Raw genomic sequence first — 24,505 nt, 5'->3', positions numbered from 1 at the left:
ACTAGCTGATCCGGTACAGCCAGAAAGCACTAATGTGTGGTCAGCCCGGCGGGCATCACCTGTTGCCAGTGAGCAACAATCTTCTCCAGTTTCTTATCCTTCAGGTTTTTTACGACACATAACTGCTGTGGCTCGGTATTCAGGGCTTCAACCACACCATGTGCACCAAAGGTGGCCATGATCTCGTCGATCATCTTGTCGCCGATCCCTTTCACCTGCGCCAGGATCTCCCGGATCTGGGCATCATCAAACATCGGGGCCGGATAGCTGTTGAGCGCCATACCCGCCTGCTCATCGCTGCCCGGAATGGGTTGCAGAGCTTTGGCTTGTGCCGATTTGGCTTGCAGCACGAAGTTGTCTTGCAGATTCCAGATCTCACTGGGCCACTCTTCGACACGCTGATATTGGGTATCGAGAATTGGAAACTGTTGTTCATCCATACCGTGGAAGGTCTCGCCACAGTCCTGACTTGGCGTATAGCTGGAAAACCCAATATGACGCATAGTACGCAGCAAACGTGAATCGATTTTGCCCAGCTCCTCCCAGTTGTACAGCGGGATGCTCGGCTTACGGAAATGGCCATCAGAGAGCAGCCACATCAGATACTGGCCTATCCAATCTCGAATATATGGGAACGCAGCAAATGCCGTGGCACACTCCAAAATGCGTAGCTTGCCATCTTTGCCCAGCGCAATATCGCACGCCCAGTATTCCGCATTCGCCGCTTTCGAAGCAGCAGTGGCCAGCTTAAGCACTGATTTTGGTACTGCCTGATAATCCATGCTGCCACCCTGGCTGGTATTGGTCAGCCACTCACCTTCCGGTGGACGACGCCAAAAAGCGCATACCGGCTTATGGCCTACCAGCATGACACGAATGTCTGCTTCCATAGGCACAAAGTCTTGTACATAAGCCGGGTAGTATTTTTTCTCCGTCAGGAGTGCCATTGCTTCGTCGTAATTATCCACTTTATGTACAAAGTAGCCGCCGTAATTTGAGGGACCATACGAGCGCTTGATGATCTTTGGGTAGGTGGCCTGACTGAGATAACGCTTTGCTTTTTCAGGGACGTAAAAGATTTCGGTATGTGGCGCCGGCAACTTGTACTTACGACAGAAGTGGGTCACGTTTTCTTTTGACTTGTTTGAAAACTGGCTATCCAGCGAGGGTAAAAAACGTACATGTGGCAACGCACGGGCAATTTCACGGAACGTCTCATACGCTGTAGCAGGAATATTACCAATCAGCACATCGATTTTCTTTTGTTTCACTTCGGCAATAAAACGCGCTTTGTCGTTGCCCCAGTGATATACCACAGTTTCGATTTTATCTGGCCAACCTTTAAAGTTGGATTTGTCGAAAAAGCGTAAGACATAATCCAGATACAGAAGTCCAATCTTTGGGAGTTTGGGTTTTGCAGTCATTGCTCGGGCCACCTTGGCAAAATTAATGGGTTAGTAAAATAAGTCGGTCGCATGGCCATCAGGCCACTTTGTGCGTATGCAGGGCGCTTTTTTGGGTCGCTGTGCGCTCGATCAGCTCCACCATGGCATCTATCTTGGCCTGGTTAAAATTGAGCCCCAATGCTTCTTGTTCAGGTGTCGCAAACGCAGGAATGGTGTTTACTTCCAGCACCACGTATTCTTCGCGCTCGCGATCGTAGATTAGATCAACACCGGCAATCTCCAGCCCTAAGGTATTAGCAGCCCGGATCGCCAGCTCAACCACCTCCTCGTCAGGCTCTCGAACAAACACAGAGCCGCCACTGGTGATATTGGTTTTCCAGTCATCCTTCGGTGCTTTTCGGCCATAGCAACCGACAAACTTGCCATCCACCACATCAATGCGGTAGTCGGTGTTGTCGTAGTCAATAAAACGCTCAACATAGAAGTAACGTAAGTCGGTACGGCTCAAAAACGGCAGCAGCATGTCCAGTGCCTGCTCACTGTCAATTTTGACAATGCCGACGCCACCCCAGCCATCGGTGGGCTTGTAGATCAGCTTGCCGCCAAAATCTCTCAATGCCTGTTTCAGGCCATCCATATCGTTCTTGTGGCACAAACGATAATCCGCCGTGCAGATACTCTGGCTATTGAGCAAGTGAGAGGTGCGAAATTTGTCTTCCGCCAGCGCAAACGCCTCGTAGTTATTCAGTGTCGGGATCGCCTGGCTCAACGCCTGATAGAGATACACCTGGAACTGAGTTTGCTGGCCTGCGTTGTAGCTCAAAAACGCATCCAGCTGCTCCATCACTACGCCATTGCAGATGATCTGGCCATCTTTCGCCCGGGCGTCACGCAGATTGAGCCCGGTACTGGTTTGGATCCCGCGTTCAGCCAACGCGTGAACCAGGCGCTGCTCAATATCGCGCCCTCCACCATTTTCGTACATCCAGATGCCAACGTGCGGCGCCGCGACAGAGCGTGTCATAAAGTATCTCCTTGGTCCTTGAACAGGTGCATAAAATTTGGTCAGAAACGCTATTTTACAGGGCACTGTGTGACAGATTTTTGATCGTTTTTCTGTACCTGTCGGGATCCAAAAACTGTTCATAATTCCGTCACCTGACTGTCATCGAAAATCGCCACGATGGGCCAAAATTACCGCAGGGACCTGTTATGGATAGTCTGGACTTTAATGAACTCGCGTCTTTAATTCGTTGTAATTCTTACAGTAAGCATAAAGCCGGTGTGGATGCACACGGCGAGCAAATGATTGAGCTGGCTGCACCGCTGGGGTATACGCTCACCCGTTATCAGCGGGAACATATTGGTGATCATTTATTATTGCGTGCGCCAAGAAGCACGGGTAAAAAGATCCTCTTGCTGGGTCATCTGGATACGGTGTATCCACCCGATACATTCGTCGAATTCAGCCAGGACGATGACTGTGTGTATGGTCCGGGTGTGTGCGATATGAAAGGCGGTAACTGGGTAGCGCTGAATGCATTACGGCAATTGAAGCGTACCTATGGCACGCTCAACAACATTGACTGGCTGCTGGTCAGCGATGAGGAAATTGGCAGTGACGACAGCAAGGCGCTGACCAGTAAAATTGCGAAACAGTATGATGCCTGCCTGGTGTTCGAAGCAGCAGGAAAAAACCACGAACTGGTGGTGGCTCGCAAAGGCATTGCCACTTATACCATTACCATTACGGGTAAGGCGGCACATGCCGGTAACCATTACCGGGATGGTATTGATGCGAACTTTGCACTGGCAAACATGCTGATGGAAATGTCGGCCCTGACCGACCTCAAACGTGGCAGCACCGTCAATGTGGGTAAAATCCTGGGAGGCATTGGTGCCAACACCATTTCTCCATCGGCCACTATGGTAGTAGAAGCACGCTTTACCAAAGCCTCTGAACAACAGCGCTTACTCGAGGGCATAGAAAACATCTGCCTGGCCATTGAGGTCACAGGAGTGTCGGTTAAGTTAGAAGGGGGATTGCAACGGGGTGTGATGGCACCAACGGATAAGCAATCAGCCTTATTGAATGAGATCAATGAGATTCTGGGTTATGATCTGCCCGTGGAACATCGTGGCGGGGTGTCCGATGCCAATACTGCAGCCGCTACGGGGACGCCGACTTTGGATGGCTTTGGACCCTATGGTGATGGGGATCACACCATTCATGAACGCGCGATCAAATCCAGTTTTGCGCTGCGTATTGAACAGGTCACTCAGATCCTGGCAAGCCTGTGTTATCAGGCCGAACCGGAAGCTGAGTTAAGCAGTGACAGTTAGCGCTGACACTGGGAGCAATAGACGGTGCTGCGCTGACCCAGGCGGATCTCCTTCAGTTCAGTCTCACAGCTGACACAGGGTTCGCCTTTACGCCCATAGACCAGCAACTCCTGCGCAAAGTAGCCTGGCTTACCGTCGCTTTGCGCAAAGTCCTTAAGGGTCGTCCCACCTTGTTTTATGGCGCTTGCCAGTGTGTCTTTGATAATGGGTGTCAGGCGTTGATAGCGCTGCAAAGACACTTTACCTGCTTCGCGCTTTGGGTGGATCCCCGCTTTAAATAAAGACTCATTGGCATAAATATTACCGACGCCCACCACCACATGATTGTCCATAATAAACTGTTTAATCGCGACTTTCTTGCCCCGGCTGGCCGAATACAAGTGCTCGGCCGTAAACGCCTCTGTCAGTGGTTCAGGGCCCAGCTTTGCAAACACCGCATGCGCCTCATCCGGTGATTGCCACAAACATGCACCAAAGCGACGCGGATCATTAAGGCGTAAGGCCAGCCCATTTGCAAAGTGAAATTCGACATGATCGTGTTTCTTTAATGGGCTGTCCTTATCAACCACCCGCAAATTGCCCGACATGCCTAAATGCAAAATAGCCGTACCCAGCGCACTCTCAAGCAGCAAGTATTTGGCCCGCCGATGGACACCCTGTATGTGTTGTCCTTCTAGCAGGCTCACTTGCTCTGGGACTGGCCAGCGCAGCTGGCGCTGATGCACCACAACTTTAGTGACAGTTTGATTCAGAATATGGGGTTCAATGCCTAAACGGCTCACTTCTACTTCAGGTAATTCTGGCATTACTTCAACTCTATAGGGGCGAATAATTGTTGTGCCTGGGTTTTGCTCAGGCTGAACCAACGTTGTGATTGTCTGGCAAAAAGATAATAGCGCTGCTGCTGGCGGTACAGCTGATAGCTGACAGGTAATTCGCTGCCAGCCAGCCAGAACTGAGCCACACTCAGTGCTGCACTGGCTGGCAACCCCGGACTGTCAGTCAATGCCAGCTCACTTTCCTGCCACCGGGTAACTAACGCATCCAGTGTGGCCGGTTGTGCCTGCCAGGTGGCCTCGGCATCAGCGCTGAGCCGCCAGGAGGTGCCAATACGTTCAATCTTGTAACCCGGAAAGCCCAATGCCAGCACAAAGCTCTGCTGCTCAAAAAGCGGCATGCTACCCATTTCCTCATCCGAAGGGTTCATTTTCTGGTGAATCCCATTGAGAAAAAAGATCATGATCAACATGGAAAAGATCACCACATTATTCCAGGCCTTACGACTCAAACGCATAACTGCTCCAGTGCTTTTTCATACCAGCAATCCGACGGGTTAATTTTGACCCCGAATTTTATCCCGCACACTGTGCTAAGTACACTCAGATCCGAAAGAAGCCAATATTTTTACCCAACACACCAGACATTTCTGTCAGCTTACTGGTAGCCTGTTTATTGTCGTTCAACGCGCTCATCGCATCCTGAGCGGCCAGTGTGATCTCTTCCATGTTTGACGCCACCTCGTTGATTGCCGATGCCTGCTGCTGAGCGACGCTGGCGACCTCTCCAACCTGAGACAAGGAGTTTTGTGCCTGGGTATCTATTTGTTCCAGTAGCTCGGTGGCTTCAAACGTCAGCGTACGGCCATGCTCAACCTGAGGTTGGGTTTTTTCCATCGCCGCCACCGTGGCAGAGGTTTCACTTTGTACTTCCCGGATCATGGTTTCAATCTGATCTGTGGCTTCAAAGGTTCGGCGTGCCAGCTGGCGCACTTCATCAGCCACCACAGCGAAACCACGGCCAGATTCACCAGCCCGTGCAGCTTCAATAGCGGCGTTCAGTGCCAGCAGGTTGGTCTGCTCAGAGATCCCACTGATCACATTGGCAATACCGCCGATCTGCTTGGTCTGCTCAGCCAGTTTCTGAATTTGTGACACCGTACCGTCCACTGTCTGCGCAATCGTATCCATTGCCTCAGCGGTATTACGAATTGCCTGGCGTCCCTGATCAGCAAAAGTCACCGTTTGTGTGGAGTTTTCTTCTGTTTGCTTGGCGATATCACTCACCCGCATCATGTTTTCTCGCAAAGCGTCGAGCATATTTGCAGTCTTGCTGGTGGCCTCCGCCTGATGCTGTGCTGCGTCATAAATTTCACCGGAAGCTCCAGATACAGTCGAAGCCTGCACAGACAGCTGTTCGGACACCTCTTTAATACTGGTCACAATACGGGTTAGTTCACCGGACATCCGACATACAGAGTCTAACATGCTGTCTGGGTAGTCGGTCTGGATCTGCCCTGTCAGGTCGCCTCCGGATATACGTGTCACAGCAGCGGCTGCATCCTGTGGCTCGCCACCTAAAGAACGCTGAAAACTGCGCTCAATAGCCCATCCCACCAGCACACTAATCGCAACGGCAATAACGGTAAACCACAACATAAGCTGCGAAAACCCGCCTGCGGCTTCTCGCGCTGCCGGCGTCAGTGATTGATTTTGCTGCTCCTGATAGTCAATAAACTCGTTAATCACGTTGAGCCAGGTAATAAATGCCGGACGGGCCTCATCCAGTACCAGCGCATCAACAGGCTGACCGGCTTTTTTATTACTGAGTATGGTGCGGATCAGCGGCAGTGTACTGGACTCAATCCGTTCGATCCGGGCCAGGATCTCCCGCTCTCGGGCGCTGAAGTGTCCGCCGGAGTTAATCATTTGCGTCATCTTAGCATCTGAATCCTGATAGAAACGTGCCAGCCGATCGATTTCCCGCTCATACTCAGCCACCTCTGACGCGCTTCTGGCGATCGCCACGTCACGAATGGCAATTGCTCTATCGTGTACACTGCCCCGAAAGTTAATGGCGTAGCGTTGCTTAACCGAGTTGACATCGGTGATCTCTGTTAATGTATGATCGATAAAGGCCACCCGATTGCTGCCAATAATGGTCATCACTACCAGCAACGCCAGCGCAATACCAAACCCCACTACCAGTCGACTTTTCACCGACAGCCCCATTAACCACTGCACCATATTGTGCCTCCATGATAGCAACATATTGAAAGTTCAAAGTTAGTCTCAGGACTTTACGCTGTAAAGCTGATTAAATAAATTGTCATTATAGAAAAAATAATATTCTGGCAGCCGGAGCGCGTTAACCCGGTCTCGCGTACTTCATTAAATCCGCTTAACACAAACATGGCACTGCATAACGGCCGTATCAACATGAGAGGTGAAAGTCAAGGTCGGAACGCACGTTCAGAGAAAAAGTAAAACGCGCGTACACATAGCTGACTCAAATTAGGTATAATTGTGGAAAATTACACAAAGCAATTAATCGGCACTTATTCAAACGAAGTTAAGTGTGTCAGGAATTTAAAATGAACAAACGGATCCTTTCTCTGCTTATTTGTACATTGTCAGCAACAGCACACGCAAAACCACTGTTTACCCCACCAAAGTTAGCAGACAACGCCAATACCAGCGCTTTTGCAGAAACCAAAGACGGCAGCCGCAATGAGGCCTGGGTAAATTCAGATTTTATGGTCGGACTGGATGGTAAACCGATGCATGTTTTACTCGAGTCGGAGGATCCCAGATACTTTGGTCGAACCAAGCTGTACCTGCAACAACTTAACTACGCCGTAGCCAGCCTGAATGGAGAAAAAATAGCGTCCTCATCACAGTTCTATTTACGACACTATAAAACCTTCACAAGACACTCAAACAACAACGTATCCACTACCTATACCAAAAACTTTGATCAAACCAAACAATTAATCGCCGGGAATAAATTGAGTGAAGCCAAACCTGCATTGGCTGAACTGACCGAGAAATATACTAAGAATATCGCTGAGCAAGCATACACAGCCTGGCTATCCAGCGCTTATTTCTACAATATTCAGGACTGGCACAATTACGAGCTGCAGCTTCGCAAAGCGACGGACATGCATAGTTTTTTAGAACCTGATCTTGCTCTGATGTCTATGCAAAGCCTGATGAACCTGGAACTTTACAATCAGCAATATGGTAATGCGTTGCAGACACTACTAAAGATGCGCCACATCAAGAACAAACAGTTATCTAAGCAGACCGTCACTGAATTTAAGGCACAATTACATGAACAACTGGCGGCGCAGCCAGTCAATACAGTGACATCCAAACTGGTTCAGTCGCGTACCTGGCGTCATATTCTCAACCGCAGTACTATTTCACTCAGTGCAGAAAATGGCAACCCGAGTGCCGTGGCTTTATATTGCCAAAATGGTTACCAACGCTTTAGCGAGCTTCCCGTAAACAATTATCAGGTACCAGACAGTTACGGCCGTTGCTATCTGGCGGTGCAAGGTGAGACAGATACCCAAATCACCTATCGTGAGGAGGGCAAAGTCCGGCTCGGACTGAATCTGTAAATTTGACAAAAAAATTAAAAATGAGTGATCCGGATAACCGGCGCATTCGTTTTATAGAATGAAGGGTTCGCAGTACGGTGTACTAAACAATCCCCTTCGCGACGGCACTGATAAACGCGCACATTAAGTGCGCGTTTTCTCTGTCTTAACCCTCACTCTTATTTCAGGTCTTTTGACCCTTCACATATTGCGCCTTGTAGCACTTTCGAGTCGGCACAAAACGCTTTCAGCTGATTGATGAAAATCTGTACCATAGCCGGCGGTTTTCTTGTATTTGCCCACAGGGCATATACCGGGCGCATGTGCTGCCACTCTCCAAGGTAGTGAAATGGCTGATCCAGCTGCGCGACTTCCGTCATAGGTAAAATGGCCGCACCTAACCCGGATGAGACCATTTGCCTGGCCAGAGTGATATCCCCCACATACGAAACCTGATCAAAACGTGCCAACAGTGAACGCCAGGAGGCTGAATCCGGTACTTGCTCGGCTTTAAAGGGCATAAACAAAGTGCTTACCTCGCCTGCCTGCGCTGATACCACACATTTGACCCCAATCTGGCCTACCCGGGTATGAAAACAACTGGAGTCTTGCAATGTACCCACCCGGATGATCACGTCAAATCGCTTCTGACTCAGCAGCACATTGGTATTATCTGGCTCAATATGCAGTGTCAGATCTGGATAAGCACGCTGAAAAGTCTCAACCACAGAATACAGCGGGCCATTGATCAAATTCTGCGGACACAACAAATGAAACGCTCTGACCTGCGGATTAAGTAACTCAGTGCATTGCGCGTTCAGTGCTAATAGTTCTGTTGCAACCTTATCATACACCGCATGTCCGTGAGACGTGAGCAGCACGCCCCGTGCGGAGCGGATCATCAAGCTGTACCCAAGCCTGGCTTCTAACCCGGCGAGGCGTTTCGACAACGTAGGCGCACTGAGTGCTAACGCCTCAGCCGCTTTGGCAAAACTACCACGCCGAGCAACTTCAACAAAGAGCAAGAGATCATCAAGCATAGGGATTTCCTTAATCTTAACTTTCGATTTCTGATATTCCACTTTTTTCGGCGGTGGATATGATGGGTGGGTAACCAAGGAGCCAAGATGCAAAAACTGATATTTACGACCCTCTTCTCATTTTGCCTGTCTGCATTGGTATCTGGTTGGGTCACGTACTTAAACCTGGGCATTGACGCTGAGTTTGTACCACACTGGTTCAGCGCATTTTTACACGCCTGGCCTGTGGCACTGATCACCGCATATCTGCTAAGCGGCCCTGTTCAAACACTCACACACTGTATTCTGGAGGTCTTCAATGACACATGACAACGCACTTAATGACTTGCCCCAACATGATGACGCCGTCAATTTGATTGCCTATATTAGTCCAAAAGCTGACAGCTACCAAGATTGCAAAGCCGCGATTGAGGCAATTATCGAAGTGACACGATGTGAACCGGGCTGCCAGCGTTTTGAGCTTTATGAAAACAAGGAGCAATCACAGCTCACGCTGATAGAGCGATTTTCACGACGCCATGACTTTGATTTCCACCATGCTCAGCCCTACACCCAAAAAGTGTATCAACTTTATGAGCAGGCTCTGGCAACCCCCATAGAACTCCACTTTATGACTGAGCTCGACGTGTAAGGCACACGAAAATGCCCGCAAAATGCGGGCATCTATCTCAGTTTATTGTATTAATACACAATGAGCGCTTAGTGCATTCTACAGGCAGCATAGGCTGGGTGTGTCCAGCAAATATCAACACTTGCCTGATTACCCGCGCCAGCAATTGCTTTAGTCTGATCTTTGTTTAAGCCATGGTCCTGAAGAGTTTTGACTGCTTTTTTATTCAATTTCAGTTTCATAATCCTTCCTTAATCAAAATATGAATGCCTTAAGTGGCCAATCAGGTTTAACACAGAACCTCTCTGATTGGTACAAAAAAAGTACAAAAACATGCTTCCTCAGGCTAGTCTTGAACTGGTCTCAATCGCTCGATCACCTGTGCATCCACCCAATAGATATCCCCTTCTGCGGATTCGGCATCACGGTTAAAGAACAAATACTTACCATCGGGCGTGACGCTGGCTGATGCTTCCCTGCCGGCAGTATTCACTGGAGCCCCTAAGTTTATGGCCTCCCCCCAGCTGCCGTCTTTTTGTCGAAAACTAATATACAGATCGCTGTCACCATACCCCTCTTCTCGCTGACCGTCCCAGATAATATAAGAGTCATCAGGCGCTATAAACGGATGTGCATTATACTTGCCGGTATTGACCTCCGGACCCAGTGCAACAGGAGGCTGTCGCTTGCCATTAACCACTTCTGACACACGAATGACATCCCCGCTTTTGTAGTCGTCCAGAATATAAGTGCCCTTGCGGGATGAAGTCAGGCGCATAATACCCCAATCATTGCGAGCAAACATGGGGCCTAACACCTGCAACGATCCCCAGCCACAGGCTGTACGCGCCATATAGTATTTTCCAAGATGCATGGTTTGTCCGTCCGGAGCCAGAAACGGACGCCCTACCCGTGGGCCAACTACCTGTTCATGCCATTGATTGTTTTGCTGGACATAGGATATTAAGGTCCAGTTACCCGTATCGTTATCTCTGCGGGTGAAATAAAACTCCGTCATATCGGGTGAGAAAAAGGCATTGTAATCCCTGTGCTTGGTAGAGACTGCCCCCGGAGCAAATACCTGAGGGACATTCCCCGGCTTTTTTTGCCCCAGGTAGGGCCCTGTTAACGTCTCCGATACCTGATTGGCCATGCTGGCTGAACTCATTATTAAGAGTGAGAAGGATACAGTGAATATTGACATCGCTTTCATTGCTGAACTCCCGGACTAAATCGTGTTGTTTTTTGGCACTGGTATACAGCAAGGTTAACGAACGGGCCGGCCATTACATGATGTTTTGCTGATGTCTTTATGAATAATAAAAAAGCATAAGAATCAGATTGATATCGGCATAAACACTGATAAAACGCATAAAAAAGCCACCCGACTAAGGTGGCTTGATCAAAGTCACACTCAACATTTAATGTGCCAAGGTAGAGTGTCGGCAGCAACAGACTTGCCGGTTAAGATGCCCGTATGGCTTTTCTTCTGCGTAACCAGGCTGCGCCTCCAATCATAGCTAGCAGCGTGCTGAGCATACCGCTACTGCCACCTGGTTTGACTTCGCTTGTATCGTCACCCGAGTCACTGCTTGAACCATCGCCTGAACCATCGCCTGAACCATCGCCTGAACTATCACTGGATGCTTCAACATCAAACTCCAGCTCAAGCGGTTGATTGAGTTCACCATCACTGACTTCAATAGTCACCTTGTACTCGCCCGGTTGGGAAAACTGCCCGCTCAGAGTCCCCCATGGTGTCAATTCGAACCCTTGCGGTAACTCAGTCGCACTAAATTGGTAGTCATCCCCGTTCAAGTCAACCACCAGCTCGATCAATTCTAGCGTTATGGGCTCGTCCTGCCTGACAGTCAGTGTCTCAGGCTGTTGACGCCATTGTGGTGCCTGGTTCGGTACATCCAGCGCAATACGATATACACCACGACCATATGTGAATGCATAAAGATAGTTGATGTGCTCAATACGCCTCAATACCATGCGATACACAGCGACATTGGGCAGCCCGTGAATGAATGGCTGCCAGTGCTCGCCGCCATTATCCGTGTGATACACACCATAATCTGTGCCAATGAACAAGGTATCCGGGTCTTCTTTGAGCTCAACCAAAGTATGTACCGGTAAATCAGGAAACGCCCCTTCCCCTTCGCCGTCGAGTGCTCGCCAGCTGGTCCCGTCGTCTTCGCTCTTCCAGATGTGTTTTTCATCAAATGTGGATGTGACCGCATACATATGTGCGGGGTTATGCAGGCTATAGTGTAATTCGCGCACATAGGCGGTGTCAGAGAAACTGATATCTTGCCCTATGGTCGTGCTGTCTGCGCTCAGCGCATTAGTCATGCGCTTCAGCGCGCCGTCCGTTTGTGCGTAAACAACGGTGTTGCTGTCTCCTGGTTTAACCGCCAGCGCAGTGATCCCCCGACGATACTCCTCGGTAAACCGCTCAGATGCGCGCTCAAACTGACCATCGGCCAGCTCATCCAGACGCCATAAACTCTGCCCGCCCAGCCAGACTCGTTCAGAGTAATTCGGGTCGACCACATACGGTGCAATGAACAGGGCATTTTCATAGTCCGCTTTTTGTATATAGCGGTTTTCTCCGTTTTCACGCAGGAACAAAGTGCCGTTCTGACTGGACATCAGCGTACGTGCTTCATCAATAAAAAACGCATAACTACCATCACCGGCTCCGACATCCTGCCACCCCATATCCGGGGTATACATCCAGCTGCCGTTGTCCTGAGCGCCACCGACTACCCGGCTGCCATCTTCCGATACATCGCCGTGGTAAAACTGAGTGACATTGTAACCTGAGTTCAAAGAGCGCCAGGAGATCTCAGCAGTCTCTTCTGCACAGGCACTCACCCCTGACGCAAAGGGATTATTAGTCTGGGCAATACCACCGTCATTGACGTTATATAGTCGGGTTTCATTGACCCCATCGTAGTTGGGGTGAAAATAAAGTCCATGGTGATCCACATGCGGGAGCGCCTCGCCACTATAATAAAACGACATCTGCTGCCAGCTCTGACCACCATCTACGGAGCGCATCAACTCAACCGCACCAACCCAGATCACATTCGCATCTGTGGGATCTATAGTCAGCGTGTTATCAAACCAGCCCTGACCATAAATGAAACTCCGCTGTGGATCGTCACAATTCAGTGTCGCGGGGTTAGAGAGCACATACCGGCCCAGTATGTCTTCGTGTTGCGGACCTGTGACCAGCGTCCAGTTTTCACCTCCGTCCACCGATTTATACAAGCCCTGCAGCGCATGGGGTATATCTCCCCGAGCGTTAAACGCAGCCAGTGCGTAAACCGTGTTTGGGTCAGACGGTGCAAAGGCCAAAGTCGTCCGCCCCTGATTAGGCTCTGTAATCACCGTCTGCCAGCTCAGTCCCGAGTCCAGACTCAAATAGACTGCACCGCCCTCGCCAAAGTTGCCACAGCTTGCCAGGATACGATCCTGCTCGTCACTTAATGGGCTCACCGCCAGTTCCAGACAACCGCCCACCACCTCGCTTTGATCCAGTGCCAGTTGCCAGCGCTCACCTTTGTCATCAGACAGCCAAATCCCGGTATTCGTCACCGCATACAAGCGGCCTTTGGCTCCAAAACGGAGCTTGTTTACATACTGGAAATTGACATTATTGTTGGTGCTCTCCAACTGATACCAGGTCTCGCCCCCATCCTCAGATGTCATGATGCCATCACCGGCAAAGCCGATGCTGTTTGTGAATCCACGACCCACGTAGACTCCTTCACCGCTGCCCGCAAACAGGCGATTACTGTCGGCAGGGTCAAAGACCAGAGTGCCTATCGCCATACTGGGCAGGTCATTGGCAACCGGCTGCCAGTTTTCTCCGCCATCCACAGATTTCCATATTCCTCCGGAAATCCCGGCAGTGAACACAACGTCGGGGTTTTGCGGGTGAAATACCAGGGTCCGGGTTCGACCACCAACCATTTCTGGCCCCAGGTTTTGCCACTGGGTGTCTGAGTATTCCTGCGCTCTGTGTGCCTGGACCTGCTTGAATGCCTGGTCATATCGCGCCTGTATATCGACCTGACGTGCAGGATTAACGCGGATCAGGCTCTGCATCGACTTATCGGGTTCACGAATATTTTTCTCGTGAACTTTTACTGTGGGGGTTATATCGTGAATGGTGGGTTGATGATTTGCGTAAATGACCGCTGCAGCAATCGCCGATAAGGCGACGCCACCCAACCAGCGGGCATGTGTTTTATGACGCATATTCACTCCTTTTTAATTGTTTTTGTCCTGTACTGACGACCTGAATAGCCGCTCATTTGTCACCTTATCAGATACGTAATAAGTCTGTATACCAGATAAACAACCTTGTTGTGGTCTTGACACACATACTTAGACACCCAGCCTTCTTGATCCAAAGCAAGCTCGCCACAACAAATGTAAAATAAAAGTTTAAATTGATTCACAAAAAGTAAACAATACATCTGTGACGCACTTTGCGTCACAGACACACTAATTAAAAAGGACAATTTTATGAAAAATTTGCGAAACACTGTATTGGGTCTGGCTGCAGTTATGTCGGTTTCGGCACTGGCCGGTGACATTGAAAACGGCATTATGAAAAATGCAGAAAACTACTACGGTATAGAGTTCTCAACGTCAGACCTCGTAAAACAGGCACCGGAATTCAGAGAAACGACCAAGCAATACCCTCGCTTTGACGTTCAACCTATGGCCCCTGCCACAGGTATCTCCTACTTTGAATTTGGTCTGGTGCGATCACAGCAAGGTGACGACCAAACCATTCTGGCGGGTGACTTCTCAACCGGCAGCACAAATCATGGTGGTAGCTACTTATTTGTGTATGCCTGGCAAGTCGGCTACGGTAATCCAAATAACGCTACCATGAATGGCCTGTCGAAGTCTGCTGCGCTCAGAGAGGCGCGATGCGGCTCTAATTTACATCGCTGTCAGGCAGGGGAAACTGTCACTGGCTGGTTGTATGGTTGGGATTTCACCGGTCAGTCTGCAGGTCAGGTAAAAGCCTCGGCGAATTCAGTGGCTTCTCCGTTTGGTTACTGGAGTGACTCTCTGTACATCAACTAGTGTTTTGAACACTGGGTGCATTCAGCTGTTATGCACCCATTTTGTTAAGCCGCGGGATCAGAGCGGGTTTTACCCAATCTTTCGAGCACTTCGATAGATTTCAGATACAGCTCACTGGACTCTTTGCTGTGCCCACCCATGGCGGACGATAGTTGATAGGTATGACGCATATCGTTCAGTAAATCGTGCTTCTTGAGCGGATCTTCATTCATGGCAGTCGGTGCGCCTATCACCATCATTTCACCCGTGCCGATAAAGCCCCCATCAAATAGCTCTCGTGACAGACTGCGCATTTCACCTGCCGACATATTGTGTACATCATAGTTGGCTGCAAGTTCTTGCCACTTGTTTTCCGCCTGCCTGGCTTTGTCACTGAGCGTGACAGTATCACTTGCAGTTTTGGTTGTCTCAGCGGTTTGCTCGTCGGCCGTGTAAGTTGCGCGTGTCGCGTAGACCTGGCTGGCTGCACTGGCGCCAGCGCTTGCATTAATTGCGTTCATTGATGATATCCTTCCATTGGTGGAGATTAGGGCGGGTCATCTCTCAACGGCAAACTAAGCAGGCCCGCTATTTACATTTTGTTAATGCAATTAAGGTGCCAAGAAAACCATCCATTTTACCTAGCTAATTTTATTCGCGTACCGACTTTTTTCACAGCTCACGATGCTGATACTGAAAAACAGATTCCAGCGGCTCGCCAAATACCTGAGCAATTTTAAACGCGACCTCCAGTGATGGTGAGTATTTTGCTGCCTCAATCGCCATAATAGTCTGCCGGGTCACGCCAACACGCTCAGCCAGTTCTTTCTGCGTCATCTCGCCAGCCATAAATCTGAGGGTTTTGATTTGATTTGTGATAGCGCACTCAGCCATAGAGGGTCACCATACGGTTTCTGATCAATTGAGTGGCGTAGTTAACCAGCTCCGCCAATAAAAAGGCGCCAACCATGATGTGTAACGTGAAAAACGGCAACGGCGCACGCTCAGCAATACCCATACCGTTTTGCTCAAAAGCATATTGTCCAATCGCAAAACAGACCCCGGCCTGAAGCGTCCAAAGTGCATATTTATTACCTACCAGCGACACCTGTTTTTCTCGTTCATCCATAGGCTGATCGACTTCGCCATCACTGACCAGCTCCAGCAATAGCTGACTGACAATAGACAAAGCAATCGAAACACCCACAACTTTGACGAGCAGCTGGGATATCCAAACCCCACTGGCGAGCTGTTCTGCTGTAGCCATCATCAGACTGGAGGCGTAGAAATAGACTACAGCACCGGTTACCAACAGATCTAAGCTCAAAGTCAGATCCCGAAAGCTCAGCGAGTCGAGCAGCGCCTTGAGCACTTTCAATTTTTCATTGCTTGTCATGACTACCATCCTTAACTCAAAGTAAAAAATATTTGACTTAATACTGGTTGAAAATTCCACTTATGTCAAATATCTTTTACTTCAGGTCGAACATCCATGACAATCTAGCCGTCGATGAACGTCACCGTTCGTGCAAATCTGACCGCTCGGGACCTCAGTCAACGGGCCTGAGCTCATCAATAATTTTTGCATCAACCCAGAACAAGTCGGACTGTGCTTCACCAGCTCTCCCCTTAGACTTAACCATTCTGTTGAAAAACAGATATTTACCATCCGGTGTTACCTGAGGTCCTCCTTCTTCGGCAGCCGTATTAACTCGCGCTCCCAAATTAATCGCTTCACCCCATGAGCCATCGCGCTGGCGAAAGCTAATATACAGATCTGAACTGCCAAACCCCTGCTCCCGCTCACCATCCCACATAACATAAGACTCGTCAGGTGCAATAAACGGATGGGCATTCCACTTACCTGTATTGATTGCTGTGCTAAACGCTGTTGGTGCCTGCCACTCACCCTTATCCCATTTTGAGTATCTCAGTACGCCATTACCGTCACGAGTAAACTCGTCGAACACTAACGTGCCCTTTCGCGACATTTTAAGCCCCATCAAAGGGATATCATCAAAAGCAGGGCCGAGCTTTTTCATCTCAGACCATCCGTCTGAGGTGCGCGTTTTATATTGCTTGCCGTAAAACACCATTTGTCCATCCGGGCTGTAATACGCCGCACGACCTGTGTGCTCAGTCACAACTTTTTGCCAGCCTTCGGCAACTCGTTTGAATACCACATGAGCCGTTTCACGCTGGCCATTGGCCACCCGCCATCGAGATACATAAAGCAGTTCTTTATCAGGTGCGAAATGCACCGCATCTCCCCAATCGAGTGTCGATACGATGCCAGGGGCAAACACTTTGGGTGTGAGCCCGGGAGGGTTTTGGCCCAGATAAGGGCCGTTCAATCCGGCCAGCACACCTTGAGCATGGCTGTTGCTGCACAGCAGCAGGGTAACAACAGAAAAAAGTAACTTTGGTAATTCAGACTTCATCATATATTCTCCATGTAAGCGGATAGATAAGCCTTCACCTTAATCGTTTCAAAAATTAAAACTGGGCTTTATAGTGACTTCTCGCTGACTTTAATCTGTAAACCATAAAAAGCATTACTATCAAAATCTTACATAAAATTTCAGTGTAAGGTTTTGGTACAGATGCAGAAAGCGCCAAGCGCACTAGGGGTGTTATGACACAGCAATACTGGATTGGTGAGTTTTTTGTAGACTTATCGCGCAATCAAATCACTGTCAAAGAAGAGATAAAAACCTTAGCCCCCAAAGCACTGTCTGTACTTACCGTACTGGCACAGCATCAGGGTCAGGTACTCAGTCAGGATGCTCTGCTGGATCAGGTCTGGCAGGATACCGTGGTCTCGCCAAATACTTTGCAGCGCTGCATTGCCCAGTTAAGAAAAGCACTGGGTGATGATGGCAAAGAGCAGCATATCATTAAGACCCATGCCAAGCAGGGCTATAGTCTGGAATGTGAAGTACGCTGGCAAACCCAGCCGCCAAGCGCAGCGTCTGAACAGCACACAGAAGACACTCACCCCGAACCAAGTCGAACACCTGCGCCAACTCAGGTACGTTCGCGCTCGCAATTCGGTTTTGCCCTGTTTGCGGCGGCATTTTTTATTGTTGGCCTTGCGGCTTCTGTGTTGTTTGAACCAAGTTCAGGCGAACAGCTGACGATCAGCGAGTTTCGACCTTTGACGGCCACCGACAATCGCGAAGTGGCCGGGGTTTACTCGCCCGACGGCGAATATATTGTGTTTCACCGTTACTCCACAGAACTATGTCGTAACAATATCTGGGCAAAACGTATCGACACCCAGCAGGAATTTCGCCTGACGGATAACCTGGATATCAACGGACAGCATCAATTTTCACCCGATGGCAAAACACTGGCATTCGTGCAAACCTCAACCTGTGCGCAGCCCATAACCCAGAAACTCTGTTATCACCTGATGACGCTGGATTTCGATAAAGCCTTGCAAACACCGCAAACCCCTACTCGCGTGCTGGAATGCAAAAACTCACAGATCAGAGAGCCGCAATGGCTGGATAGCGAGCATATTGCACTGCTACAAAAAACAGATGAGCGCTGGAAACTGATCCGCTACTCAATGACAGATAACAGCAGCGCGCCCCTGTATGAGGTCAACGACGGCGACATCATCAGCTATGATTATTCCCGTAAAGACGGCTTGCTGGCGGTGGTGCGCCTTGGTGAGGGTGAGCACTACTATCTTGATATGCTGAGGCCCGATGGCGAGCAGGTATCCAGTCACCGCATTCACTATCCAAATACCATAGCCCGATTCAGGCCCATCTATCCCAATTTTTCGCCCTATGAAAACCAGCTAGCCTTCAGCACCGGACGGCAGTTATATACCCTCACCTATCAGGGACAAGTCAGCCCCGTGACCCTGCCAGTTGATGAACCTATGGGCTCACCGGTGTTCCATCCCGACGGTCACCGCATGCTGGTGATCAAGGGACAATATGACAGTGATATCCTCACTATGCCGTTTGGCAATGACGCCTCGCTACAAACATCACAAGCAAAGATCATTGAACGTTCAACTAAGGAAGAAAGCAATGCGATATTTCAGCCGGGTGGTGACCTGCTCGCCTTTAATTCCGCACGCTCCGGACAAATGCAGATCTGGCTCAGCGACGGGCAGGTCCCCCGTCAGCTCAGTAACTTCCCGATGGATACCTTTTTATACGAAACCCACTGGTCAGCCGATGGCACTGAGCTTTTAACCAACGCCGACAAAGCGCTGGTGAAGCTCTCTCTGGATGGCACTGCGCACGCCATTCCCCTGGCGCACCCGGTAGAGCAATTATTTTACTGGAACAGCCGCGCTCAGAGGGCACTTGCCCAGCTCAAAATAAATGGGGTGCTCACGTTTGCCGAGCTGAACCTGACAGACTCAGCCATACGTGTTCTGAACGACCGCGAGGTCAGCTGGGCACTGAAAACCACCGATGGCACTTTGATCTATTCCGATCATATGGATCGCTTCTGGCGATCCGGCCCGGTTGAAGACGAGCTGATTGAGCCACTTCTGGATCAGGGCAGCGAGCGGCGCTTTACTGCATTTGGCAATACTCTTTATGGGATTAATGAAAATGCACAATTGTGGTCTTACGATCTACACAGCGGTGATTTTGAGATCTTAACCACATTGGCAAATGATATTGTCCGCATTTCGGCCGTCAACGATCAACAAATCTTGTTAATCAAACAGCTTACATCCCGCAAAGAAGTGGTGGAATTGCTGCTGGCGGACTAAGCAGAAACTCAAAAAGGGCAGCCCGCCACCTGCCCTTTAAACAACACGCTTTTTAAGGCTCTGCCAGCTGCTGCTGTTCTTCTTCGCTCAACGAACGCTGATAATTACGATGACTCAGGCCCAGCCACTGCGGTAAAGTGGCACTGACAAAAATAGAAGACCAGGTTCCCACCGCAACACCGATAAACAAGGCACTCGCAAATCCCTGCAAACTGGCCCCACCGAGCCACCATAATGCTGCTATGGTTGTCAGCGTGGTTGAAGAAGTAATGATGGTTCTGCCCAGTGTACTGCTAAGTGCCGCATTGATGGTGTCGCCGACCTTGCAATCTCCCCTGGCACGCACCAACTCCCGGACTTTGTCGCCAATCACAATAGAATCATTCAGTGAGTAACCAATGATAGCCAGCAAAGCGGCCAGCACCGTCAGATCAAACTCCATGCCGGTGAATGCAAACCAGCCCAGTGTAATCAACACGTCGTGCAGCAAGGCCAGACTTGCCGACACAGCCAGGCGCCACTCAAACCGAACAATCAAATACAGGCCTACGGCCAATACGCTAACAAGTAATGCCAGGCCGCCCTGCTCAATGAGTTCAGCACCAATCTGGGCACCCACAAAACGGCTGTCGAGGATCTCCACCCCCAGGTTGTCGGGTAACTGAGTGTGCCAGTTAAGCGGCGTCGGGCTGTCATTGTGTGGCGACTGGAATACTTGCCAGTGAAGTGCCCCCTGAGCAGATAAACGAAACTCTCCACTCACATGAGGTGCCAGTTGGTGTTGTAATTCATCATCGGGTATATCCTGAGCAAGCTGGAATTCTGTGACATAGCCACCTGTAAAATCCTGTCCGAGCTCAAGACCACGCTGACTGATAAGCACACAACTGAGTATCATCGCAATCAGACTCAGCAGTAAGCCTGAGGTTCGAAGTGTTTGCCATAAATCGCGCATATCAGGCTCCTTTTACCGGTTTGGTTCGATAGAACCACTGAGACAGTTGCCCGGAGACCACCACACCGCAAAACATACTGGTCATAATCCCCAGTGCCAGGGTGATGGCAAAGCCCTTAACCGGGCCATAGCCAATGGACATTAATACCAATGCAGTGATCATGGTAGTCAGATTGGCATCTATGATGCTACTTTGCGCTTGCTGATAGCCACGTTGTAACGCCACGCGTATACTGCTTCCCTTGCGCCTTTCTTCTTTGATCCGCTCAAAGATAATCACATTGGTATCGACTGCCATGCCAATGGTCAGGACCAGTCCCGCAATCCCCGGCAAGGTTAGCACTACGCCGGGTAACAAAGACATCAGACCGACTAAACACACCAGATTTGCCACCAGCGCCACGCAGGCAATAACGCCCAGTTTACGATACCACAGCAACATAAAACCCAGCGTCAGTGACAGGCCCAGTGCCAGTGCCGCAAAGCCGCTGCTGATGTTCTGCTCACCCAAACTCGGTCCTATGGTGCGCTCGGTTACTATGGTCAGGGGCGCGTCTAAGGAGCCTGCCCGCAGTAACAGTGCCAGATCCTGCGCTTTTTGCCACGACCCTAAATTGGTTATACTGAAGCGCTGCCCCAGTACCTGCTGGATGGTAGCCACTGAGATCACCTGACTGCTTTCGCGGATCTCTCCCCGGCTGTCGGCAATGTACTCACTGTACATAGTCGCCATAGGCTGACCCACATGCGTGCGGGAAAAACGCAGCATTTTATCGCCGCCCCGGGATGATAGAAACAACTGAACCAGAGGCTTTCCGTATTCGTCCCGTCCAGCCTGTGCCGAGTCGATATCGGCCCCGGTAAAGATGGCTCGTGGATCTAACCCCACCATGCCATGTTCAGCCTTCACCCGCTTGCCACCGAATTCCTGCAAGGCGTGAAAAGACAACTGTGCCGTAGCACCGATGATCCGCTTTGCTGCCGCCGGATCCTGCACACCGGGTAGTTCAATGCGAATATAATTCGCCCCCTGACGCTGCGTTACAGCTTCTGTAATACCCAGCTCTTCAATCCGAGAGCGCAACGTCGTCAGCGCCTGTGTCATAGTTTGTTTTTCAAAAGCCGCCTTGCCGGTTTCATCGTAGCTTAAGGTGGCACGCAATAAGCTGCCTTGTTGGTGTGTACTGACACTCAGGTGCTGAAACTGCTCCAGTAATGCCGACTGTAACTGATGCAAGGCCGCCTCTCCCTGAGGAAGTGCCACCAACTCAAGACCGTACACCAAACTGCGCTCAACACGCACCCCCTTTAACTTGTCGCGGATCCGCAGCGCTTTGGCCTCCAGCGCAATGTTTTCCATGCGCTTTTCCAATGCTTTCTCTGTGTCGACTTTCAGCACGAACAGTACACCACCGTTCAAATCAAGACCCAGTTTAATGGGAGACAGGCCCAGTCGTTGCAGCCAGTAAGGTGCAGTAGCTTGTTCAACCACGGTTACCGAAGCCTGCCCGCGCAGTGCCTCAGCCAATACCTCTTGTGCTGCAGCGGAGGCAGTTTGTGGAGTTAATGTGACTAAAGTCGGTTCGCCCGACTCTATGTCAGCCACAGTAAAGCCGCGACTTTGCAGCAACTGCACAAGCTGGTCCGGGCCGGGTGCTGCCGGCTCTGATGTTAGTGTACGGATACTGAGTTGGGTGGTGTTTTGATATAAGTTGGGCATAGCACACAGACCCAGCACCAGGATCACGGCTACCACCAGCAGACGTTTAAGCCGCGCCGGCCAGGCCGTACCCGCAGCGTTCGTTCTTCTATTCATAATTTGACTCACTTAACGGTGAGCTGCCTCATTTGGCCGCTCACACTCTCGCTATTTACCTGATAAAACGTGTTGTAATCCGACCGAATCTTGCGGTCGGTTTGTGTGGTGAGATCAGGCGCTCAGCTGATAAGTCAGTCTTGCTCGATAGGTTAAGTTGGCGGGCTGACAGTCATTGATCAGCCCCGTGCGAGCACGAGTCGCACACTGATGCCAGGGTCGCGTCAAAGGTTGATGAATATATTGCTGGCTCACCCGGTACAAGTCGGGGTCGGCAAAGACATAGAGTAGATCATAATCCGGCTGCTGGTCCGGATGCAGAAAGTAACTAGGATGCGTTAAACGGTTCTGTGACGGCAGTTGCGCGGGATAGCTTGCCGGTTGTGAATGCGACACCTCAGTAACAGGTGCAGGCAAATGCTTTATCAGTGCGGTGTCAGTGACCTTATGCCAGAGATCATTAGCGTCTGGTTCTGTATGTGGCTCGGTACTCGCGGCCTGTGACAACACAACCACAGAGACGGGTTGAGTTTGCCAATCTGCGGCCACGGCATCACGACTACCCATATTCAGTAGCGTACATAACAGCAAAAACGGCACTAAACACCGCAGTATTTTGGCAAATGTCTCACATTTCATGTGGTGAAGATATAGACGGCGAAACGGTTTTTCAATACCTGCAAGGCTAAATAGTTTGCTTATCTGCAGGGTGAAAAGAATAGATATGCATTCAAGAAATAAGTTCCAGCGCTCAACTTGTTAAGCGCTGGAATTAAAATGGGGTGAGTCAGCCTGTAAGCCGGGTTCTGTTCTCTCCCGAGGGAGATCGATAATCATTCGTCTAGGCTTGGGATCGCTCCCAAGCTCGAGCAACCTACCCGGTTCCCGTGCGGGCCACACGTTCTTTTTAAAAAGATGGAACCCTATTTGGTCTTGCTCCGGGTGGAGTTTACCTTGCAACCAACTGTTACCAGTGGCCCGGTGCGCTCTTACCGCACCCTTTCACCCTTACCGGTTCCGAAGAACTTAGGCGGTCTTCTCTCTGCTGCACTTGTCGTAGGCTCACGCCCCCCAGCCGTTAGCTGGCACCCTGCCCAATGGAGCCCGGACTTTCCTCCCCCTGATCATTTTCGTCACAGGCAGCGATTATCCGGCTGACTCAGGCGGGCGATTATACGCACCTTTAGCGTAAAACGCAGCATTAATTTGCGTTTATTCCCCTTCACGCTCGGCGATGATGGCTTTATACAGGGCGTTTTTCTTCAATCCGAAGTACTCAGCGGCAATACCACAGGCTTTTTTCAGCGGCATTTCCCCTTCCAGCAAGCCGATCAATTGTTTCGCTTCCGGCGTCATTTCGCTGCTCACCTGAATTTTACCCGGCAGCATCAGCACCAGCTCACCACGCTGGCGTTCGGGTTCGCTTTCAAGAAACGCGATTAGCTCACAGACAGGCCCACTGAAAAAGGTTTCATAGGTTTTGGTCAGCTCTTTGGCGAACACCACCTGCTGCTGCTCACCCAGTGCCGTTTGTAAGTCAGCCAGGCTGGCCATAATACGGTGGGTGCTTTCGTACATAATGCTGGTGATGCCGGACTCGTGTGCCTCTTTAAAGAAACTCTGACGGGCCTGACTTTTAGCCGGTGTAAAACCGATAAACTGAAAGCGGTCGGTTGGTAACCCTGAGCAGCTCACCGCGGCAATTGCGGCACAGGCACCCGGCACAGGGGTAACCTGCGCGCCGGCTTCACGACATAAGTTTACCACCGCATAGCCTGGATCGCTAATAAGCGGCGTGCCGGCATCGGATACCAGCGCGATGTCCATGCCCTGCTCCAGCCAAGTCAGGATCTGCTGCGCCTTTTGTTTTTCGTTGTGGTCGTGCAGCGCAAAGGTTTTTGCTTTTATGCTGAAGTGGCTCAATAATTTACCTGTGTGACGCGTGTCCTCAGCAGCCACTAAGTCGACTTCTGCCAGCACTTTCAGCGCACGTTCACTGATGTCTTCTAAATTGCCTATGGGTGTGGCAACGATATACAGGGTGCCAATTTTGTCTGAGATTTCGGCATTTGTCATTGAGCTCTCCAGGGTCAGTCAGTAAGATATC

At 50.3% G+C, this 24,505-nt stretch carries 23 protein-coding genes and 1 other RNA gene; 6 read left to right on the top strand and 18 right to left on the bottom strand.

From position 1 onward, the window contains the following. Window positions 1–29: 29 nt before the first annotated feature. Together NH568_RS13415 and NH568_RS13410 are read right to left on the bottom strand one after the other, a co-directional pair. Window positions 30–1,424: a hypothetical protein gene (locus tag NH568_RS13415; protein WP_253048098.1), complete on the bottom strand. Its 1,395-nt coding sequence runs from the start codon at window positions 1,422–1,424 to the stop codon at window positions 30–32. A 58-nt stretch (window positions 1,425–1,482) separates the two neighbouring features. Next, window positions 1,483–2,430: an ATP-grasp domain-containing protein gene (locus tag NH568_RS13410; protein ID WP_253048097.1), complete on the bottom strand. Its 948-nt coding sequence runs from the start codon at window positions 2,428–2,430 to the stop codon at window positions 1,483–1,485. A 188-nt stretch (window positions 2,431–2,618) separates the two neighbouring features. Between NH568_RS13410 and NH568_RS13405 the strand changes: the two genes are divergently transcribed. After that, window positions 2,619–3,749, top strand: a complete 1,131-nt coding sequence (locus NH568_RS13405; protein ID WP_253048096.1) for a M20 family metallopeptidase — start codon at window positions 2,619–2,621, stop codon at window positions 3,747–3,749. Here NH568_RS13405 and mutM read toward each other — a convergent pair. The 3 genes from mutM to NH568_RS13390 form a co-directional block, all read right to left on the bottom strand. Further along, window positions 3,746–4,555 (bottom strand): bifunctional DNA-formamidopyrimidine glycosylase/DNA-(apurinic or apyrimidinic site) lyase, encoded by an 810-nt coding sequence (gene mutM / locus NH568_RS13400; RefSeq protein ID WP_253048095.1) that lies wholly within the window; start codon window positions 4,553–4,555, stop codon window positions 3,746–3,748. The genes NH568_RS13405 and mutM overlap by 4 nt on opposite strands. Beyond that, window positions 4,555–5,043 carry a hypothetical protein gene (locus tag NH568_RS13395; protein ID WP_253048094.1) on the bottom strand — a complete coding sequence of 163 codons (489 nt, stop codon included), beginning with the start codon at window positions 5,041–5,043 and terminating at the stop codon, window positions 4,555–4,557. Before NH568_RS13395 ends, mutM begins: the two co-directional genes overlap by 1 nt. 85 nt (window positions 5,044–5,128) lie before the next feature. Then, window positions 5,129–6,772, bottom strand: a complete 1,644-nt coding sequence (locus NH568_RS13390; protein ID WP_253048093.1) for a methyl-accepting chemotaxis protein — start codon at window positions 6,770–6,772, stop codon at window positions 5,129–5,131. A 347-nt stretch (window positions 6,773–7,119) separates the two neighbouring features. Between NH568_RS13390 and NH568_RS13385 the strand changes: the two genes are divergently transcribed. Next, window positions 7,120–8,151: a hypothetical protein gene (locus tag NH568_RS13385; RefSeq protein WP_253048092.1), complete on the top strand. Its 1,032-nt coding sequence runs from the start codon at window positions 7,120–7,122 to the stop codon at window positions 8,149–8,151. Between the two features lie 158 nt (window positions 8,152–8,309). Here NH568_RS13385 and NH568_RS13380 read toward each other — a convergent pair whose 3' ends face one another. Continuing rightward, window positions 8,310–9,170, bottom strand: a complete 861-nt coding sequence (locus NH568_RS13380) for a LysR family transcriptional regulator (RefSeq protein WP_253048091.1) — start codon at window positions 9,168–9,170, stop codon at window positions 8,310–8,312. A gap of 87 nt (window positions 9,171–9,257) precedes the next feature. On the opposite strand from NH568_RS13380, the gene NH568_RS13375 reads away from it, so the two are divergent. Together NH568_RS13375 and NH568_RS13370 are read left to right on the top strand one after the other, a co-directional pair. Continuing rightward, window positions 9,258–9,479 carry a DUF2798 domain-containing protein gene (locus NH568_RS13375; RefSeq protein WP_253048090.1) on the top strand — a complete coding sequence of 74 codons (222 nt, stop codon included), beginning with the start codon at window positions 9,258–9,260 and terminating at the stop codon, window positions 9,477–9,479. Next, complete coding sequence (locus NH568_RS13370) at window positions 9,469–9,801, top strand: antibiotic biosynthesis monooxygenase (protein ID WP_253048089.1); 333 nt, start codon at window positions 9,469–9,471, stop codon at window positions 9,799–9,801. Before NH568_RS13375 ends, NH568_RS13370 begins: the two co-directional genes overlap by 11 nt. A 68-nt stretch (window positions 9,802–9,869) precedes the next feature. On the opposite strand, the gene NH568_RS13365 is transcribed toward NH568_RS13370, so the two are convergent. From NH568_RS13365 to NH568_RS13355, 3 genes are all read right to left on the bottom strand, one after another. After that, window positions 9,870–10,022, bottom strand: coding sequence for a hypothetical protein (locus tag NH568_RS13365; protein WP_171045418.1), 153 nt, complete (start codon window positions 10,020–10,022; stop codon window positions 9,870–9,872). 104 nt (window positions 10,023–10,126) lie between these two features. Further along, window positions 10,127–10,948 carry a hypothetical protein gene (locus NH568_RS13360; protein ID WP_253048210.1) on the bottom strand — a complete coding sequence of 274 codons (822 nt, stop codon included), beginning with the start codon at window positions 10,946–10,948 and terminating at the stop codon, window positions 10,127–10,129. Between the two features lie 296 nt (window positions 10,949–11,244). Next, window positions 11,245–14,055, bottom strand: a complete 2,811-nt coding sequence (locus tag NH568_RS13355) for a putative Ig domain-containing protein (protein WP_253048088.1) — start codon at window positions 14,053–14,055, stop codon at window positions 11,245–11,247. A 270-nt stretch (window positions 14,056–14,325) separates the two neighbouring features. On the opposite strand from NH568_RS13355, the gene NH568_RS13350 reads away from it, so the two are divergent. Continuing rightward, a complete protein-coding gene (locus NH568_RS13350) occupies window positions 14,326–14,898 on the top strand; it encodes a DUF4879 domain-containing protein (RefSeq protein ID WP_253048087.1) in 573 nt (190 codons plus the stop codon). Between the two features lie 44 nt (window positions 14,899–14,942). Here the strand turns inward: NH568_RS13350 and NH568_RS13345 are convergent, their stop codons facing one another. The 4 genes from NH568_RS13345 to NH568_RS13330 form a co-directional block, all read right to left on the bottom strand. Continuing rightward, window positions 14,943–15,398: a hypothetical protein gene (locus tag NH568_RS13345; protein WP_253048086.1), complete on the bottom strand. Its 456-nt coding sequence runs from the start codon at window positions 15,396–15,398 to the stop codon at window positions 14,943–14,945. A gap of 151 nt (window positions 15,399–15,549) precedes the next feature. Next, complete coding sequence (locus NH568_RS13340) at window positions 15,550–15,771, bottom strand: helix-turn-helix transcriptional regulator (protein ID WP_253048085.1); 222 nt, start codon at window positions 15,769–15,771, stop codon at window positions 15,550–15,552. Then, window positions 15,764–16,273 carry a hypothetical protein gene (locus NH568_RS13335; protein ID WP_253048084.1) on the bottom strand — a complete coding sequence of 170 codons (510 nt, stop codon included), beginning with the start codon at window positions 16,271–16,273 and terminating at the stop codon, window positions 15,764–15,766. Before NH568_RS13335 ends, NH568_RS13340 begins: the two co-directional genes overlap by 8 nt. Window positions 16,274–16,427: 154 nt before the next feature. Then, window positions 16,428–17,321 carry a hypothetical protein gene (locus tag NH568_RS13330; protein WP_253048083.1) on the bottom strand — a complete coding sequence of 298 codons (894 nt, stop codon included), beginning with the start codon at window positions 17,319–17,321 and terminating at the stop codon, window positions 16,428–16,430. Between the two features lie 191 nt (window positions 17,322–17,512). Between NH568_RS13330 and NH568_RS13325 the strand changes: the two genes are divergently transcribed. Continuing rightward, a complete protein-coding gene (locus tag NH568_RS13325; RefSeq protein ID WP_253048082.1) occupies window positions 17,513–19,627 on the top strand; it encodes a winged helix-turn-helix domain-containing protein in 2,115 nt (704 codons plus the stop codon). A 52-nt stretch (window positions 19,628–19,679) separates the two neighbouring features. Here the strand turns inward: NH568_RS13325 and secF are convergent, their stop codons facing one another. The 5 genes from secF to rsmI all read right to left on the bottom strand — a co-directional run bounded on the left by secF (window position 19,680) and on the right by rsmI (window position 24,474). Next, the gene (gene secF / locus NH568_RS13320; protein WP_253048081.1) at window positions 19,680–20,582 is read right to left on the bottom strand and encodes a protein translocase subunit SecF; all 903 of its coding nucleotides are present in this window, start codon (window positions 20,580–20,582) and stop codon (window positions 19,680–19,682) included. Window position 20,583: 1 nt separating this feature from the next. Beyond that, the gene (secD, locus tag NH568_RS13315) at window positions 20,584–22,398 is read right to left on the bottom strand and encodes a protein translocase subunit SecD (protein ID WP_253048080.1); all 1,815 of its coding nucleotides are present in this window, start codon (window positions 22,396–22,398) and stop codon (window positions 20,584–20,586) included. A 114-nt stretch (window positions 22,399–22,512) separates the two neighbouring features. After that, the gene (locus NH568_RS13310; RefSeq protein WP_253048079.1) at window positions 22,513–22,965 is read right to left on the bottom strand and encodes a hypothetical protein; all 453 of its coding nucleotides are present in this window, start codon (window positions 22,963–22,965) and stop codon (window positions 22,513–22,515) included. A 212-nt stretch (window positions 22,966–23,177) separates the two neighbouring features. Then, an RNA gene (gene rnpB / locus NH568_RS13305) (RNase P RNA component class A) lies at window positions 23,178–23,560 on the bottom strand. Between the two features lie 50 nt (window positions 23,561–23,610). Continuing rightward, entirely contained in the window at window positions 23,611–24,474 is an 864-nt protein-coding gene (gene rsmI, locus NH568_RS13300) for a 16S rRNA (cytidine(1402)-2'-O)-methyltransferase (protein WP_253048078.1), read from the bottom strand. Window positions 24,475–24,505 lie beyond the last annotated feature (31 nt).

Origin of the sequence: Pseudoalteromonas sp. XMcav2-N (assembly GCF_024124545.1) — a bacterium.
In the GTDB taxonomy this organism is placed as follows: domain Bacteria; phylum Pseudomonadota; class Gammaproteobacteria; order Enterobacterales; family Alteromonadaceae; genus Pseudoalteromonas.
This window is presented reverse-complemented; position numbering and strand designations above follow the sequence as displayed.